This window comes from Rhodococcus sp. F64268 (genome assembly GCF_023015605.1).
Lineage (GTDB): Bacteria > Actinomycetota > Actinomycetes > Mycobacteriales > Mycobacteriaceae > Rhodococcus.
In genome coordinates this window covers 367,918-384,081 of sequence record NZ_JALKAI010000003.1, presented here as the reverse complement: position 1 = coordinate 384,081, position 16,164 = coordinate 367,918, and the positions used below count along the sequence as shown (strand labels likewise).

The following is a 16,164-nucleotide window of genomic DNA, read 5'->3' as shown; positions in this document are numbered from 1 at the left end:
ATTGTGTTCGGGGTGTGGCAGGCGAAAATCAAACCTGACCCTCGCGGACCGAACGTATGTGTGTGACCACTGCGGCCTGACGATCGATCGTGATCATAATGCCGCGATCAACCTCGCCCGCCTCGGCGAGGCCCACCGCACGGGTGCAACGGGGACCGGTACCGGGAGTAGTCCGGCCGCCACTGTTTCGGGTGGAGACGGACGTGGAGCCACGCGGGAGTCCGCGACTACGCCAGTGGTCAACGCTGCAGGCGAGGAAGCGTCAACCCGGCACCAGCAGTTGCTGGGTGAGTCCGGGACTGTCTCATCGGAAGGTGAGGCTGCCTGATGAAGAAGCAAACAGAGCGTGCTCACGTTTGCTCACCAGAAGGCAACGGCTAGAAGGAGTCGGGACGCCCCGGGCCGACGTTGCGGCTGTTGCGGGTGCGCAGGTTCATCACATAGTCCGACGGAGCGCCTGCGATCTCTGCGGCGTCGGCCATGACGCCCAGATATCGAGCGGACGGGAGCCCGCCTTCGTATCCGTCGACGACATACAGCCAGGCCAGGGTGGGGCCGTCGGCGGTGTCGATGCGGACGCGGATCTTGCGGTGGAAGCCGAGTTCGGCACCCTCCCAGCGGTCGAGACTGCGCTCGTCGTCCTCGGGGACGTCGTACAACACCACGAACACCTTGGAATCGGCGTCCTCCACAACGGTGGCCAGTGCGCCTTCCCAGCCGATATCGGCGCCCGCGAACGTCAGCCGCCACCCGTGCAGCCAGCCGGTGCCGGACATCGGCGAGTGCGGGCAGCGCGTCAGCATCTGCTCCGGATGCATGTTGGACCCGTAGGCGGCGTAGATCGGCACGTCCACAAGGCTAACGGTTCGGTCTCGATTGCACCGTGCCGGGCGTCGTCAGCGGTGACCGGGTTGTCGACACTGTTGCGTGGTCCGTCTGCGCAGTGCGCCCGCGGTGGCATAGCGTTGTCGCGGGCGTTCGCACACCCCAGCGGATGCCCGAGTACGGCCCGATACCCTGATTCGGAATCGATACAGAGGAGAACAATGACTCGGATTGTCATCATCGGCGGCGGACCCGCCGGTTACGAGGCTGCGCTCGTGGCGGCGCAGTACGGCGCATCGGTGTCTCTGATCGATTCGGATGGCATCGGCGGCGCATGCGTTCTCTTCGACTGCGTCCCATCCAAGACCTTCATCGCCTCCACCGGTATCCGCACCGACATGCGCCGCGCCGCCGACCTCGGCATCGAACTCGAACGCACCTCCGTCGCATTGCCGCAGGTGCATGCGCGTGTCAAGAGCCTTGCGCGTGCACAGTCGGCCGACATCCGCACGAAACTCGAGGCTGCAGGAATCTCGCTGCTGTCCGGGTACGGCGAGCTCATCGATCCCGAGATCGGGATGGCGGCCCACAAGGTCCGCGCCAAGCTGTTCACCGGTGAAGACAAGGTGCTCGACGCCGATGTGGTGCTGATCGCGACCGGCGCGAGTCCGCGCGTTCTTCCCAACGCAGAACCCGACGGCGAGCGCATCCTGACGTGGCGTCACCTCTACGACCTCGACAAACTCCCCGAGCATCTCGTGGTGGTCGGCTCCGGTGTGACCGGCGCGGAGTTCGTCTCGGCATACACCGAGGTCGGGGTCCAGGTCACTGTGGTCTCCAGTCGCGACCGCATCCTTCCTCACGAAGACGAAGACGCGGCGCTCGTACTCGAGGAAGTGCTCACCGAACGCGGCGTCACCCTCGTCAAGCACGCGCGCGCCGATTCGGTCGAACGCACCGGCAACGGTGTCCGGGTGCTCCTCTCGGATGGTCGCGTCGTCGAGGGTAGTCACGCTCTCATGACGGTCGGATCGGTCCCGAACACCCAGGGCCTCGGGCTCGACAAGGTAGGACTAGAACTCGACCGGGGCGGCTACCTGCCCGTCGACCGTGTGTCGCGCACGTCGGTGCCGGGAATCTACGCCGCGGGCGACTGCACCGGCCTCCTGCCGCTCGCCTCGGTCGCCGCGATGCAGGGGCGCATCGCGATGTACCACGCGCTCGGCGAGGGTGTGAGTCCCATCAAACTCAAGACGGTTGCGGCGGCGGTGTTCACCCGCCCCGAGATCGCGGCCGTGGGTGTCAGTCAGGCAACCATCGACAAGGGCGAGATCCCGGCCAGGACAGTGATGTTGCCGCTCAACACCAACCCGCGGGCAAAGATGTCCGGGTTGCGACGCGGCTTCGTCAAGATCTTCTGCCGCCCCGCGACCGGTGTGGTGATCGGCGGTGTGATCGTCGCGCCCAACGCATCCGAACTCATCCTGCCGATCGCATTGGCGGTACAGAACAACCTCAATGTGACAGACCTCGCGCAGACCTTCTCGGTGTACCCGTCGCTGAGCGGCTCGGTGACCGAGGCTGCTCGGCAGCTGATGCGGCACGACGACCTGGGTTGATCGACCGGTCACGCGTGATGGAGGCGCCCGGTGTTGACTCTCCCCTCGGGGGAGGGAAGACGGTGAGATGTATGAGCACCTTCACAACACGGAGTACCTCCGTCACGCAGAGCATCTTTCCCGTCGTCCCGGTCGCCGACATCGGCCGTAGTCGCGACTTCTATGTCGGCCTCCTGGGTCTGACCGTCGTGTACGACAGCGACTGGTACGTCCAGCTGCAATCATCGACCACCGAATCGGTGCAGCTCGGGCTCGTCATACAAGACCACGACACGATCCCGGAGGGTTTCCGCGGACCGCCCGCGGGAGTGCTCGTCTCGGTCGAGGTCGACAACGTCGACGCGGTCCACGACTGTGCGAGGGCGGCAGGACTGCCCATCGCCTCGACTCTGCGCAGTGAGGACTTCGGGCAACGGCACTTCATGACCGTCGACCCCGACGGGCTCCTCGTCGATGTGATCACGGTGATTCCGTTCACGGAAGGCGTCGACGCGACATGACCGATCCGACATGACCGATCCGACGCAGTGGATGAGTATCGGTGAGTTCGCGCGGGCGTGCCGGCTCACTGTGAAAGCCCTGCGTTACTACGACCGCGAGGGACTCCTGCCCCCGGGTCGAGTCGATCCGCACACCGGATACCGGTACTACACGCCCGCCCAGCTCGCGTCGGCGCTGAGGATCGGCCTCCTTCGTCGCGCCGGAGTTTCTGTCGCCGCGATCCGCAGCATCGTCGACGATCCGGAGCGCGGGGCGGATGTGCTGGCCGTCGAGCGTGCCCGTATCGAGCACGAGGCCGAGCGGGCAATGCGTTCGCTCGCCCTCGTCGGGTCGCTCGAAGAGCTTGCCGCAATGGAACTTCCCGTTCGGCTGCGCCACATCGACGATCAGGTCGTACTGTGGCGCGAAGGCAGTGCTGAGGCGGATGATCTCGACAGCACCGTCGCTGCGTCGATCGAAGGCCTCCTCGCGGATGCAGCTGCGCTCGGTGTCGATACGGAGGCGCCGGTGGTCGGTCGATATCCGGTAGTGCTCGAGGGGACCGTCGACTTCGGGGTGGGTATCGAAGTCGCTCCCGAATCCGGCGTCGAGGCACTTCTTATGCCCGGCGGTCTCTTCGCCGCCGTGGACTTCACCGGACCGGCGGCGCTTCTGCCCGTTGCCTATCACGCTCTGTTCGCAGACCTCGCGGCCCGCGGAGTCGATGCCGTGGGTCCCGTGCGCGAGTACTACCTCACCGATCCGGCAGAGGTCGGTGCCGAGAACATGCTCACGAGGGTCGTGCACCAGGTGCCCGGACTCGATCCAAAACCGCCGACGCCACCGCAGTAAATCTTATGGTGAGCATTACAGTAATAACGTAGTCTCGGTCTCGTCCAGACGAGGATGCCGGGAGATGCCAATGTTTCGAGGAAGACGGTCATGGAGGCGGCGCAGTATCGGTGCGGTGGCCGCCGCGGTCTGTTCCGTCCTGCTGCTGAGTGCGTGCGGCGGGTCGGATTCCGGTCGCGCAGAAAATGATCCGGCGGAGGTTGGTGAACCGGTGGCGGGCGGGGTCGCGACCGTCATCCAGATGGGCGAGCCGCGCACTCTCGACCCCGCGGCCATGAGCAACACCTATGCGGGATCGTCCCTGCTGGGAAACGCGCTGTACGGCACATTGATGACCACCGACGTCGACACCCTCGAGATCGGATACGGCCTGGCCACCGATTTCTCGAGCGACGACGGCGGCGCCACGATGCTGCTCACGCTCCGGCCCGACGTGACGTTCTCCGACGGAACACCGTTCGATGCCGGGGCGGTCAAGTTCAACTGGGATCGGTTGCGCGACCCCGCCACCGCGTCGGGATCGATCGGTGAAGCATCGCAGATCGCATCGACCGAGGTGCTCGACCCGACGACACTCCAGGTCACGTTGACCGCACCGAACCCGAACTACGCACACAGCGTGATCGTCAGTTCGATGAACTGGATCGCTTCGCCGGCGGCACTGCAACAGGGCGCGGCAGCATTCGACGAGAACCCGATCGGTGCAGGTCCTTTCACGCTCGCAACGTGGTCCCGGCAGAACGTCATCGAGCTCGAGAAGAACCCGCGGTATTGGGACGCGCCCCGCCCTTACCTGGACGGCCTCACGATCCGCACGTCCGCCGACACCACACAACGACTCAATTCGATCACCACCGGCGGCGCCGATCTCGCCTCGGACAGCAATTGGAACACCCTCGCCAAAGCCGAGAGCGCCGGAACGGCCGTCGAGGTCGTGCCGATGGGCGGTGGGCAGTATCTGGGTATGAACAACCGCCGCGCACCCTTCGACGATCCGCGTGCCCGACGGGCGGTGGCGCTCGCCGTGGACCTGGACGCGATGAACACGACCGTCTACAACGGCGAAGGTGTCGTTCCCGAGACCCTCTTCCTGGAAGAGTCTCCGTGGTACTCCGACATCCCGCTCGGTCGCCACGATGCAGACGCCGCACAGCAACTGTTCGATGAACTGGCGGCGGAAGGAAAGCCGGTGTCGTTCACATTCACCACCTTCCCGACCGTGGAGAACAAAGCGGTCGCGGAGACCGCGCAGGCACAGCTGAGAGCATTCGACAACGTCGACGTCGAGGTCGAGGTCCTCGATTTCCCCGCAGCCTTCGCGCGATTCGGTACGCGCGACTTCGACATGATGGTCCACGGAGTGACCATTCAGGACCCCGATCACTCGCTCTGGTCGAGTTTTCACTCGACGTCGAAGGGGAACATCGTGGGAATCGACGATCCCGACCTCGATGCGGCGCTCGATGCCGGTCGTGTCGGCACGACCGTCGAGGAGCGTGCCGCCGCGTACGAGGTCGTGCAGCAGCGCTTGGCGGAGCTGACCCCAGGCGCGTGGTACGTCCGGCCGGCGCCGGCGGTGCTCATCGGCGACCAGGTGCACGGGATCCGCCTCTCCGGTCTCGGTGCGCCGATTCCCGACGGCATGTGGGTCACCGGGTAGGTCGTCACGCCCAGTTGTAGGTGCGTTCGACCGCCTTGTTCCATGCGGCGAAGAGACGCTCACGTTCGGCCGTGGTCATGTGGGGTTCCCACGTCTTGTCGGCGGCCCAGTTCCGTCGGATGTCGTCCTCGCCACTCCAGTAGCCAACGGCAAGACCGGCTGCATAGGCCGCGCCGAGCGCAGTGGTCTCCGGCACGATCGGACGAACCACCGGCACGGCGAGCATGTCGGATTGGAACTGCATGAGCATCTCGTTCGCGACCATTCCGCCGTCGACCTTGAGCGTGCTCAGTTCGACCTGCGAATCGGCGCGCATCGCCTCGAGCACCTCCCGTGTCTGGAATGCCGTGGCCTCCAGGGCGGCTCGGGCCAGGTGGCGCTTGTCGACGAACCTCGTGAGGCCCACGATCACTCCGCGGGCGTCGGGTCGCCAGTGCGGCGCGAACAGTCCGGAGAACGCCGGAACGATGTAGGCGCCGCCGTTGTCGGGCACCGCCGACGCGAGGGTCTCGACCTCGGCAGCGGAGTCGATGATGCCGAGGTTGTCGCGCAGCCATTGCACGAGGGATCCGGTCACCGCGATCGACCCTTCGAGGGCATACACGGCGTCGGCGTCACCGATGCGGTAACACACGGTGGTGAGCAGGCCGTGGGTGCTGTGCACCGGCGTGGTACCGGTGTTGAGAAGCAGGAAGTTGCCCGTGCCGTAGGTGTTCTTTGCCTCCCCGGGCGAAAGGCACGCCTGACCGAAGGTTGCGGCCTGCTGGTCGCCGAGGATGCCGGCAACGGGAACCCCGGCGAGCGGGCCCCGCTCGCGCGCATACCCGTACACCTCCGACGAACTACGAATCTCCGGCAGCATGGACATGGGGATCCCGATGTCGTCACAGATCTGTGGATCCCACTGCAGGGTCTCGAGATCCATCAGCATCGTGCGCGACGCGTTGGTGACGTCCGTGACGTGGACGCCCGGTGGGTTGCCGTCCTGCCCACAGCCGCCGGTGAGGTGCCACAGAATCCAGGTGTCGACCGTGCCGAACGCGAGACGGCCCGCCTCGGCCTTCTCCCGCGCCCCGTCGACGTTGTCGAGGATCCACCGAACTTTCGGGCCGGAGAAGTAGGTGGACAGCGGCAGCCCCGTAGTGGCGCGATACCGATCGGGACCGGCATCTCCTGCCAGTTGCTCCACCAGCCGATCGGTCCGGGTGTCCTGCCACACGATCGCGTTGTACACCGGCTTCCCGGTGGTGCGATCCCACACGATCGTGGTTTCACGCTGGTTGGTGATCCCGATCGCAGCGATGTCCTTCCTGCGCAGATCAGCCTTCGCGAGAGCCGCAGCACCCACTTCGCGAGTGTTGAGCCACAGTTCCTCGGGGTCGTGCTCGACCCAGCCGGCCTGCGGGAACACCTGCCGATGTTCCTTCTGAGCAACAGACACGACGCGCCCGTCGTGGTCGAAGATGATGCATCGACTGGACGTGGTGCCCTGGTCGATCGCGGCGATGTACTGGTTCACGGGCGTCCTCGAGGTATCGGAAGAGTGTTCACTGCACAGCACTGTGCGGTCGAACCTACTAGCGTTGTACCGGACATGTCGGCGACTGAGGGAGCGGTGTGGTGACCAACCGATCAGGTGTGCAGATTCTCGGTCCGCGGCAGCGCGAGGACGCATGGCGACGCCTCGGCGACGAGCAGTTCGACATCGTGGTGATAGGCGGTGGTGTCGTCGGGGCGGGGACTGCTCTGGACGCCGCGACCCGTGGCCTGCGCGTGGCACTCGTCGAGGCTCGGGACTTCGCGTCCGGCACGTCGAGCCGGTCGTCGAAGATGTTCCACGGGGGCCTGCGGTATCTCGAGCAACTGGAGTTCGGCCTGGTCCGCGAGGCGCTGCGCGAACGCGAACTGTCGCTGTCCACGCTCGCTCCGCACCTGGTCAAGCCACTGAAGTTCCTGTTTCCCCTCACCCATCGCGGTTGGGAGCGCCCGTACATGGCGGCGGGCATCTTCCTCTACGACCGGATGGGTGGAGCGAAATCCGTTCCCGCACAGAAGCATCTGACACGCGCGGGCGCCCTGCGCATGGCGCCGGGACTCAAGCGCAACTCCCTCGTCGGTGGGATCCGCTACTACGACACCGTTGTGGACGACGCCCGCCACACCATGACGGTTGCGCGGACGGCCGCCCACTACGGCGCGGTGGTGCGAACCTCGACCCAGGTCGTCGGATTCCTGCGTGAGGCCGACCGTGTGTCGGGTGTGAGGGTGCGCGACAGCGAGGACGGTTCTGTCACCGAAGTGCGTGCCCACGTGGTCATCAACGCGACCGGCGTGTGGACCGACGAAATCCAGGCGTTGTCGCGTGAACGCGGACGATTCCGGGTCCGCGCATCGAAGGGCGTGCACATCGTGGTTCCGCGCGACCGCATCGTGAGCGACTCGGCGATCATCCTGCGGACCGAGAAATCGGTGCTGTTCGTCATCCCGTGGGGAAACCACTGGATCATCGGCACCACCGACACCGACTGGAACCTCGATCTTGCGCATCCCGCCGCGACGAAGGCCGATATCGACTACATCCTCGACCACGTCAACAGTGTGCTCGTCGTCCCGCTCACCCACGACGACATCGACGGTGTGTACGCGGGCCTGCGTCCGTTGCTGGCGGGGGAGAGCGACGAGACCTCGAAACTGTCGCGCGAACACGCGGTCGCCCGGGTCTCGCCGGGGCTGGTAGCGATCGCAGGGGGCAAGTACACGACCTACCGGGTGATGGCCGAAGACGCGGTGGATCTCGCGGCCGAGGACATTCCGGCCCGCATTGCGCCGTCGATCACCGAGAAGGTTCCGCTGCTGGGTGCGGACGGATACTTCGCCCTGGTCAATCAGACGATGCACCTTGCTGAGCAGCACAGGCTCCATCCGTACCGGGTCAAGCATCTCCTCGACCGGTACGGCTCACTGGTCGAGGACGTGCTCGCGTGCGCGGAGGGTAGGCCCGAACTGCTCGAGCCGATCACCGACGCTCCGCTGTATCTCCAGGTCGAGGCCGTCTATGCGGCATTCGCCGAGGGTGCGCTGCACCTCGAGGACATTCTTGCCCGCCGGACCCGGATCTCGATCGAGTATCCGCACCGGGGCGTGCATTGCGCGGAACAGGTTGCGCATCTGGTAGCGCCGATCCTCGGCTGGGACGAGGCCGCGATCGACCGGGAGATAGAGACGTATCGGGCCCGGGTCGAGGCAGAGGTCGATTCGCAGAGCCGGATCGACGACGAATCAGCTGATGCGTTGCGCGCGGCCGCTCCGGAGGCGCGCGCCGAAATTCTCGAACCGGTGCCTGTGAAGTGAGCAATGTCCGTGAACCGATCGGTGTCTTCGAACTGATCGGTGTTTCGAACTGATCAGTGCGTGAGCAGTACCTTGACCACCACGACAGTCGCACCCACCAGGGTGAGCGCGGCCGCAGTCATCAGCAGTCGGGTGCTGGGGCGATCACCGTTGAGTCGTCCGATCACGAACGCGATGCCGCCGATTCGCACCAGGACCGCAAGCTCCGCCAGCAACTGAGCGGTACGCGGCTCGATCCAGCCGAGCCAACCGATCGCGAGGACGACGCACGGGACCACTGCCGAGGTGAGAATCGGCACGGAGTCGCGTACTTCGGCCCGCCGTTCGGCGCCGGTGAGGCGGCTGCCCTGCCGGACGCTGTGCCCCACCGATTCCGCGAAGGCGTGCGCCACGAACGTCGACAAGGCGGTGCCGAGGACGATCGCGATTCCGACGTAGTTCGGTCCCGGGACGATCGGGATGAGCGCCGCCAGCACCAGCACGTTCCCGTAGACATACGCGCTGATGCGGCTTGCGGCATTGGTACGGTCGAGTGGCGTACTTCGGGAGAACAACGGCCCGTGGAGTAATGCGTTGGCGTCGAGTCCCATATCGACAGCGTGGCATGTGTCGGCGAAAATCTCAGCGTTGTTCGGAAAGGTCCTGCCGTCGCGGCCGACGTCGGCTCAGCTCCGGGCGACGAGCGCTGACTACGTATGTTGCCAGAGTAGGATCCGATCAGACGTAGTCGACGACGGGAATCGCACAGTGGACACCACGCGCCGAAGCTGGGCGGGAATCGGCCTGGACGAGCGTCGGCGTGTCCGAAGGGAACGTCTCCTAGGCGCAGGGATCGCCCTCATCGGTGCGCCCGACGGATCCGCCGCGAATGTGCGCGCGGTGTGCCGGGCCGCCGAACTCACCGAACGCTACTTCTACGAGAGCTTCACCGACCGCGACGCATTCGTCCGGGAGGTGTATGAACTCGTGGGTGACCGCGCCCGCGACGTGCTCGTCGCAGCAGTGACCTCGGCGGCGCACGCCCGCCGGGCCGAAGCGGCGGTCCGGGCATTCGTTGCGCTGATGGTCGACGAACCGGCGATGGGTCGCGTGCTTCTGCTCGCACCGCTGCGCGAACCCGCAATCAGCGGCAGGGGCGTCGAACTCGCACCGGTGTTCGTCGCACTCGTCAGTGCCCAGCTCACCGAGATCGGAGACGATGCCGTCCGCAACATGGTGGCGGTAGGGCTCGTCGGTGCCTTGACCAGCTTGTTCATGGGGTACCTGGAAGGGGCGATCGCCGTCCCACGGGAAGCGTTCGTGCAACACTGCGTCGCACTTCTCGAGCGCGCCGCGCACGACGCTCAGCGCAGGGGTTGACACCCGGGGCAGTGGTAGACCACGCGATCGAGATCGGATGGACCGGCCAGGCGTCGCGATTCGATGGGCCGCCCACAGCGCAGGCATGGCCTGCCGGCGCGTCCGTACACCCACAGTCCGCGACCACGGCGCGCATCGCCGGTCGTGACCCGCGAGGTCCTGTCCCGGTTGGCGTACAACACACGGTGGGCGAGTTCGGCCCAGCCGGCCGGGTCGCCGGCCTCCCGTACCGGTGTCGCGGGATCCACCCCGCGCAGGAAGCACAGCTCACTACGGTAGACGTTGCCCACTCCGGCCATGATGCGCTGGTCGAGCAGTGCAAGCCCGATCGGGCGGGCAGGCTCACGCACGAGATTGGCGGCCGCAAGCACCGGATCCCAGTCCGGTCCGAGCAGATCCGGTCCGAGGTGCCCCACCGCGTCGCTCTCCTTGTCCCGGGGCAGCACTTCGACGATGCCGAGATCGAACCCCACCGCCTGCACCTGCTCGGTGCCGAGCACCGCACGAGCCTGGAAACCCGGCTTGCGCCAGCGTGTTCCGCGCTCATACACGTGCCACTGGCCGTCCATCATCAAATGTGAGTGAAAAGTGTGATGCGGCAAGCGAACCAGAATGTGCTTGCCTCGTGCGGCCACTTCCTCCACCGTTTCACCGGTGAGATCGACGGTCGCGAAGCGGGGGACCCGAAAATCGCTCTCGGTCAGGATGTTTCCCGCAAGCGCCGCGTGCAGTCGTGCAGCGGTCCGGAACACCGTATCGCCTTCGGGCACGTCAGGACCTCAACCGATATCCGCGCGGTGTCGCGGAGAACCCGGCCTCGCCGAGCAGTTCCGCAAGGGCGTGACCGTGGATCGAGACGCCGTCGATCTTTTCGACGACGATCTTGTCGACGCCACCGCTCTTGACGGTGTGAGCGAGCGATGCGAACGCGGTGCGGAGCCGACCGGGATCGTCGGTGAAGGTGAGCAGAGTGCGCCCACCGCGCTCGACGAACACCACGAGGCTGCCGTCGACCAGCACCACGAGGCCGCCGGCCTTCCGGCCGGGCCGGTGTTTCGACGTGCTCGCCGCCTCTGCCGCTGCCTTGGGCCACGGGAGTGCGGCGCCGTACGGATTGGCGGAATCGCACGCGGCGAGCGTCACCGCCTCGGTGCGGGTATGGCGACCCTCGAGGGAATCGGAGAACGAACGCAGCCGATCCACCACGTCCGGGGTCGAGAACTGTGCGCCGCCGAGAGAATCGACGAAATACCCCCGCCGGCACCGACCTGTTTCCTCGAACCGGCTCAGCACCTTGTACATGAGCGCAAACCCCCCGGGGACGGCCTCGCTCGTCACGGCGCCCCGGGTCACCACGCCGTACCGCTCGAGGAACAGTTCGGCCCTCGTGTGCGCCCGCACCGTCGGGTCGGTCTCACGCTCGGGCAGCAGCGACCACCGGCCCGCCACGGTCGGTGGCCCGGTCCGTGACGGAATGGCCGGACGCGCCCGATACATGCGAGCCCGCGGAGCCCTCCGCGGCACCCGATGTGCGGGCGTGGCCCGTGATGTATCGCCGATGAGGGCGCGGAGCGGTGCGAGCGTGTCGCCTGCGATGTGCCCACTCCAGACCAGATCCCACAGCGCAGCACTCACAGCCGTATCGGTCGCGTCCGGCTCGAGCGCTTTCACTGCCTCCCCGAGTTGCCGTACGAAATATGCGCCCCCACCCGCGAGAGCCTCCAGGATCGCCGAGTGGATCCCCGTCATCTCGATGTCCTCGGCAGGTGCGAGTGTGGCGGGGGCGAGGTCGGCGGGATGCAGCGCGATCCAGCCGTCCTTTCTCGAGATCGAGCCGGCGCCGGACCAGATGATCTCGCCGTTCGACGTCAACTCGTCGAGCATCGCGGGCGAATAGTCGCGCACCCGAGGCGCAAGGATCAGCGGTTCGAGGGCGCTTGCGGGAACGGGCACACCCGCGAGCTGCTCGGCGACGGCTGCGACACCATCGAGACCGTAGAGCGCGCTCGCGCCGGGCCCGCGTCCGAGATGGTGCCAGTCGGGCAGGAAGCGGCCGAGGGTTGCGGTGCTCACCGGTTCGACCTCGTGTCGTGCCGCGGCCAGGGAGCGTCGCCGCAGACGGCGCAGGACCTCGCTGTCGCACCACTCCGCTCCGGTGGCGCCAGGACGGAATTCGCCCGAGGTGACACGCTTGTCGTCGGCCAATCGCTGCAGCACGGATTCGACGACGGCAGCGCCGAGACCGAAGCGCGCCCCCGCTGTTGCCGTGGTGAACGGCCCGTGTGTGCGGGCGTAACGAGCGACGAGGTCGCCGAGCGGATCCGCGACCGGTTCCACGAATGCCGTGGGCACCCCGATCGGTAGCGGTACCCCGAGCGCATCGCGCAAGCGTGACGCGTCTTCGATTGCCGCCCACCACTTCCGGCCTGCGTACGACACCTGCAGAACGCGTCGCTGGGCCGACAGTTCGGCGAGCCACGGAGCACAGTCGTCGGTACTGCGCTCGCGCAGTTCGGCATCGGTCGACGGCCCCAGCAAACGCAACAGATCCGCAACGCCCTCCGCATCCCGAGCACGCCGCTCGGGCACCAGGCGCTGCAACTCGAGCTCCGCCTGCTCGATCACGTCGGCGTCGAGCAAGTCGCGCAACTCGACCCGGCCGAGCAACTCCGCGAGCAACGTCGAATCCAAAGAGAGCGCAGCTGCGCGCCGCTCGGCGAGCGGACTGTCGCCCTCGTAGAGGAACGCACCGACATAGTCGAACAGCAACGACGCGGCGAACGGTGACGCTGTGGGTGTCTCGACCTCGACGAGCCGGATCTGGCGCTGCGCGACACGGCCGAGCAGGTCGCGCAGCGCGGGTAGGTCGTAGACGTCCTGCAGGCATTCGCGCACTGTCTCGAGCAGGATGGGGAAACTCGGGTACCGGCGGGCCACGTCGAGCAGTTGCGCGGAACGCTGACGTTGCTGCCACAGCGGCGCGCGCTTACCGGGGTTGCGCCGCGGCAACAGCAACGCGCGCGCCGAACATTCACGGAACCGGGACGCGAACAGGGACGAGCCACCCACCTGTTCGGTGACCAGATCCTCGATCTCGTCCTGGTCGAAGACGAAGATGTCGGCGCCGGGCGGATCGTCCTCGGTATCGGGTAGCCGGACGATGATGCCGTCGTCGGACGGCGAAGGATGTGCCTCGATGCCCAACCGGTCCAGCAGTCGCGCTCCGACTGCGAGAGCCCACGGTGCGTGGACACGCAGACCGAACGGGGAATGCAGGACGAGACGCCAATCGCCCAGTTCGTCGCGGAAGCGCTCGACGACGAGGGTGCGATCGGTGGGGAGATGACCGGTCGCGGTGCGTTGCTCGTCGAGGAGGCCGATCAGATTCGCGGTCGCGTAGTCGTCGAGTCCGCCGGATCGGCATCGCGCGACGGCGTCGTCGGGTGCAGCGTGGCCGAGCTCGCGGATGAACGCACCGAGCGCCGCGCCGAGTTCCGCAGGACGTCCTTGGTTGTCGCCGTGCCAGAACGGCAGACGCCCGGCGCGCCCGAATGCGGGGGACACGAGCACCCGGTCGAAAGTGATCTCCTCGATTCGCCAGCTGGTCGCGCCGAGCGCGAAGACATCGCCGACCCGGGACTCGTAGACCATCTCCTCGTCGAGCTCTCCCACGCGGGTGTTCTTCTCACCCACCATGTACACGGTGAACAGACCGCGGTCCGGGATGGTGCCGCCGGAGGTGACGGCCAGGCGTTGTGCCCCCGGCCTGCCGGTCAGTGTGCCGTCGGTGCGGTCCCACACCACGCGGGGACGGAGTTCGGCGAACTCGTCCGACGGGTAGCGGCCCGAAAGCAGATCGAGCACCGATTCGTAGACGCCCCGCGACAGCGACGTGAACGATCCGCTCCGCCGGACAGTGTCGAACCAGTCATCGACCCCGATGGGTTCGAGTGCGGCCGCTGCCACCGTCTGCTGTGCGAGGACGTCGAGAGGATTCGCCGGGACCTGCAGGGCCTCGATGTGCCCGGCGACCATCCGCTCGACGGTGACGGCGCAATGGATCAGGTCGGTGCGGTGCTTGGGGAACAGCACTCCGCGCGAGGTCTCACCGACCTGGTGCCCTGCCCGCCCCACTCGTTGCAGCCCGCTCGCCACCGACGGCGGTGCCTCCACCTGGATCACGAGATCGACCGCGCCCATGTCGATACCCAGTTCGAGGCTGGAGGTAGCCACGACGCAGCGCAGCCGACCGGACTTCAGATCATCCTCGATGAGAGCGCGTTGGTCTTTGCTCACCGAACCGTGGTGGGCACGGGCCAGGACCGCTTCGGCGCCGTAGGTCACCTCGGTGGATGCACCGAGGAGCGCGGGCGGTGCGGTCTCGCGGTCGACGGTGCTGCCGAGGCGTTCGGTGTAGATCTCGTTGAGCCGACCGGTCAACCGCTCCGACAGTCGGCGCGAATTCGCGAACACGATCGTCGAACGGTGAGTGGTGACGAGATCGACGATCTGTTCTTCGACGTGCGGCCAGATCGATCCTGCCTTGGGAGCGGACGATTCGGAGTCCTCATTCGGATGGGACCCTCCGAGCTCGGTCATGTCCTCGACCGGAACCTGGACGGTGAGATCCCAGGTCTTCGCCGTGGGCGGGGCCACGATCCGGATGGGTGCTCCGCCGACGAGGAAGCGGCCCACCTCTTCGTGCGGACGCACGGTTGCGGACAGCCCGATCCGCTGCGCGGGCTTCGGCAGCAGCAGGTCGAGACGTTCGAGGGACAGCGCCAGATGCGCGCCACGTTTGGTTCCGGCGACAGCGTGCACCTCGTCGACGATCACCGATTCGACGCCAGCGAGGCTCTCGCGTGTGGCCGAGGTCAGCATGAGGAACAGCGATTCGGGGGTGGTGATGAGGATGTCGGGGGGAGTGCGGGCGAGCTTGCGCCGGTCGGCCTGCGAGGTGTCGCCCGAGCGGACACCCACGGTGATCTCGGGCGGCGCCAGACCGAGCCGCTTCGCGGTCTGAGTGATGCCGACGAGCGGCGACCTGAGGTTGCGCTCGACGTCGACCCCGAGCGCTTTCAGAGGCGAGATGTAGAGGACCCGGGTGTGGTGTTCGCGTGGCGCGTCGGTTGTCTCGGGGCGAGCAGCGAGCCTGTCGAGTGACCACAGGAACGCCGACAGCGTCTTACCCGACCCGGTGGGCGCGACGACGAGAGTATGCGCACCCGACGAGATCGCATCCCACGCGCCGAGCTGGGCGGGTGTAGGTGTGTCGAATGCGCCCGCGAACCACTCCCGGGTGGGAGCGGAGAAGCGGTCGAGGACATCGGTCACCAGTCCATGGTGCACCCGATGTCCGACAGTCTCGGGAATTACGCGTTGCCGGTCACTCCAGTGCGAACATGGCGAGCTGCGGGCAGTGCCAATCCGCCCAGTGGTTCCTGCCGTTCTGCATCAGCCGGCGGACGAGATCGTGCGCCGCAGGCCGCCACGGGAGCGCATCGAACTGCTCGCGACTCGCCGGTATCTCACTCCACCCGATCGACACCTGATCGCCGCGACGGCGGAAACTCAGCGCGGGGGAACTTGCCGTGATCCGATCGAGGTCGGCGCCGCACGACTGCTCGAGGATTCGTATGTCGACTATCACGAAGCCACCGATCTGCCTGTCCTCGCGGACACTGGTGTCGACGTACAGGCACGCGATTTCCTGATCACCGGCATGGACACTGATCATCCGATGTCCCTCGTCCGATGCTCCGACCGACGGCAGACACACGACGGACCAGTACTCGCGTTCGCTGATGCGTGCATTCTCGATCGTGGAGCGGACGTAGTCGCGCAACCACGCGGTGACGAAGTCGAATTCGGGGTAGAGCTCGAGCTCCCGATAGCGGGTATCGCGCAATGGAAGATCGGTAGCGGGTTCTGGTGTACGCATGTTCACGCCCCGATTATGGCGGTTTCTCTGCCACGGTGGCGCCGAGGTGGGGATCGGCATGGTCGCGGGGTCGGGCG

At 66.5% G+C, this 16,164-nt stretch carries 13 protein-coding genes; 7 read left to right on the top strand and 6 right to left on the bottom strand.

The window, feature by feature from the left end:
• Positions 1–58: 58 nt before the first annotated feature.
• Positions 59–328: a hypothetical protein gene (locus tag MWU77_RS10315; protein ID WP_374229853.1), complete on the top strand. Its 270-nt coding sequence runs from the start codon at positions 59–61 to the stop codon at positions 326–328.
• Positions 329–377: 49 nt separating this feature from the next.
• On the opposite strand, the gene MWU77_RS10310 is transcribed toward MWU77_RS10315, so the two are convergent.
• On the bottom strand, positions 378–848 hold the full coding sequence (locus MWU77_RS10310) for a gamma-glutamylcyclotransferase (protein ID WP_169685737.1): 471 nt from the start codon (positions 846–848) through the stop codon (positions 378–380).
• A 198-nt stretch (positions 849–1,046) separates the two neighbouring features.
• Between MWU77_RS10310 and MWU77_RS10305 the strand changes: the two genes are divergently transcribed.
• From MWU77_RS10305 to MWU77_RS10290, 4 genes are all read left to right on the top strand, one after another.
• Positions 1,047–2,444: an NAD(P)H-quinone dehydrogenase gene (locus MWU77_RS10305; RefSeq protein ID WP_169685739.1), complete on the top strand. Its 1,398-nt coding sequence runs from the start codon at positions 1,047–1,049 to the stop codon at positions 2,442–2,444.
• 71 nt (positions 2,445–2,515) lie between these two features.
• On the top strand, positions 2,516–2,944 hold the full coding sequence (locus tag MWU77_RS10300) for a VOC family protein (RefSeq protein ID WP_169685741.1): 429 nt from the start codon (positions 2,516–2,518) through the stop codon (positions 2,942–2,944).
• Between the two features lie 10 nt (positions 2,945–2,954).
• Complete coding sequence (locus MWU77_RS10295; protein ID WP_247273577.1) at positions 2,955–3,776, top strand: MerR family transcriptional regulator; 822 nt, start codon at positions 2,955–2,957, stop codon at positions 3,774–3,776.
• A gap of 115 nt (positions 3,777–3,891) precedes the next feature.
• Positions 3,892–5,436 carry an ABC transporter substrate-binding protein gene (locus MWU77_RS10290; RefSeq protein ID WP_308198785.1) on the top strand — a complete coding sequence of 515 codons (1,545 nt, stop codon included), beginning with the start codon at positions 3,892–3,894 and terminating at the stop codon, positions 5,434–5,436.
• Positions 5,437–5,440: 4 nt separating this feature from the next.
• Here the strand turns inward: MWU77_RS10290 and glpK are convergent, their stop codons facing one another.
• On the bottom strand, positions 5,441–6,955 hold the full coding sequence (glpK, locus tag MWU77_RS10285) for a glycerol kinase GlpK (RefSeq protein WP_247273575.1): 1,515 nt from the start codon (positions 6,953–6,955) through the stop codon (positions 5,441–5,443).
• Between the two features lie 101 nt (positions 6,956–7,056).
• Between glpK and MWU77_RS10280 the strand changes: the two genes are divergently transcribed.
• On the top strand, positions 7,057–8,787 hold the full coding sequence (locus MWU77_RS10280; RefSeq protein WP_247273574.1) for a glycerol-3-phosphate dehydrogenase/oxidase: 1,731 nt from the start codon (positions 7,057–7,059) through the stop codon (positions 8,785–8,787).
• Between the two features lie 53 nt (positions 8,788–8,840).
• On the opposite strand, the gene MWU77_RS10275 is transcribed toward MWU77_RS10280, so the two are convergent.
• Positions 8,841–9,377: a hypothetical protein gene (locus MWU77_RS10275; protein WP_169685749.1), complete on the bottom strand. Its 537-nt coding sequence runs from the start codon at positions 9,375–9,377 to the stop codon at positions 8,841–8,843.
• Between the two features lie 187 nt (positions 9,378–9,564).
• Here MWU77_RS10275 and MWU77_RS10270 point away from each other — a divergent pair, with 187 nt between their 5' ends.
• Entirely contained in the window at positions 9,565–10,146 is a 582-nt protein-coding gene (locus tag MWU77_RS10270) for a TetR/AcrR family transcriptional regulator (RefSeq protein WP_169686789.1), read from the top strand.
• Here the strand turns inward: MWU77_RS10270 and MWU77_RS10265 are convergent.
• From MWU77_RS10265 to MWU77_RS10255, 3 genes are read right to left on the bottom strand one after another with little or no spacing between them, the layout of a single operon-like run.
• The gene (locus MWU77_RS10265; protein WP_169685751.1) at positions 10,131–10,916 is read right to left on the bottom strand and encodes an Fpg/Nei family DNA glycosylase; all 786 of its coding nucleotides are present in this window, start codon (positions 10,914–10,916) and stop codon (positions 10,131–10,133) included. The genes MWU77_RS10270 and MWU77_RS10265 overlap by 16 nt on opposite strands.
• A 1-nt stretch (position 10,917) precedes the next feature.
• The gene (locus MWU77_RS10260; RefSeq protein WP_247273573.1) at positions 10,918–15,480 is read right to left on the bottom strand and encodes an ATP-dependent helicase; all 4,563 of its coding nucleotides are present in this window, start codon (positions 15,478–15,480) and stop codon (positions 10,918–10,920) included.
• 52 nt (positions 15,481–15,532) lie between these two features.
• The gene (locus MWU77_RS10255; protein WP_169686791.1) at positions 15,533–16,087 is read right to left on the bottom strand and encodes a hypothetical protein; all 555 of its coding nucleotides are present in this window, start codon (positions 16,085–16,087) and stop codon (positions 15,533–15,535) included.
• Positions 16,088–16,164: the final 77 nt, after the last annotated feature.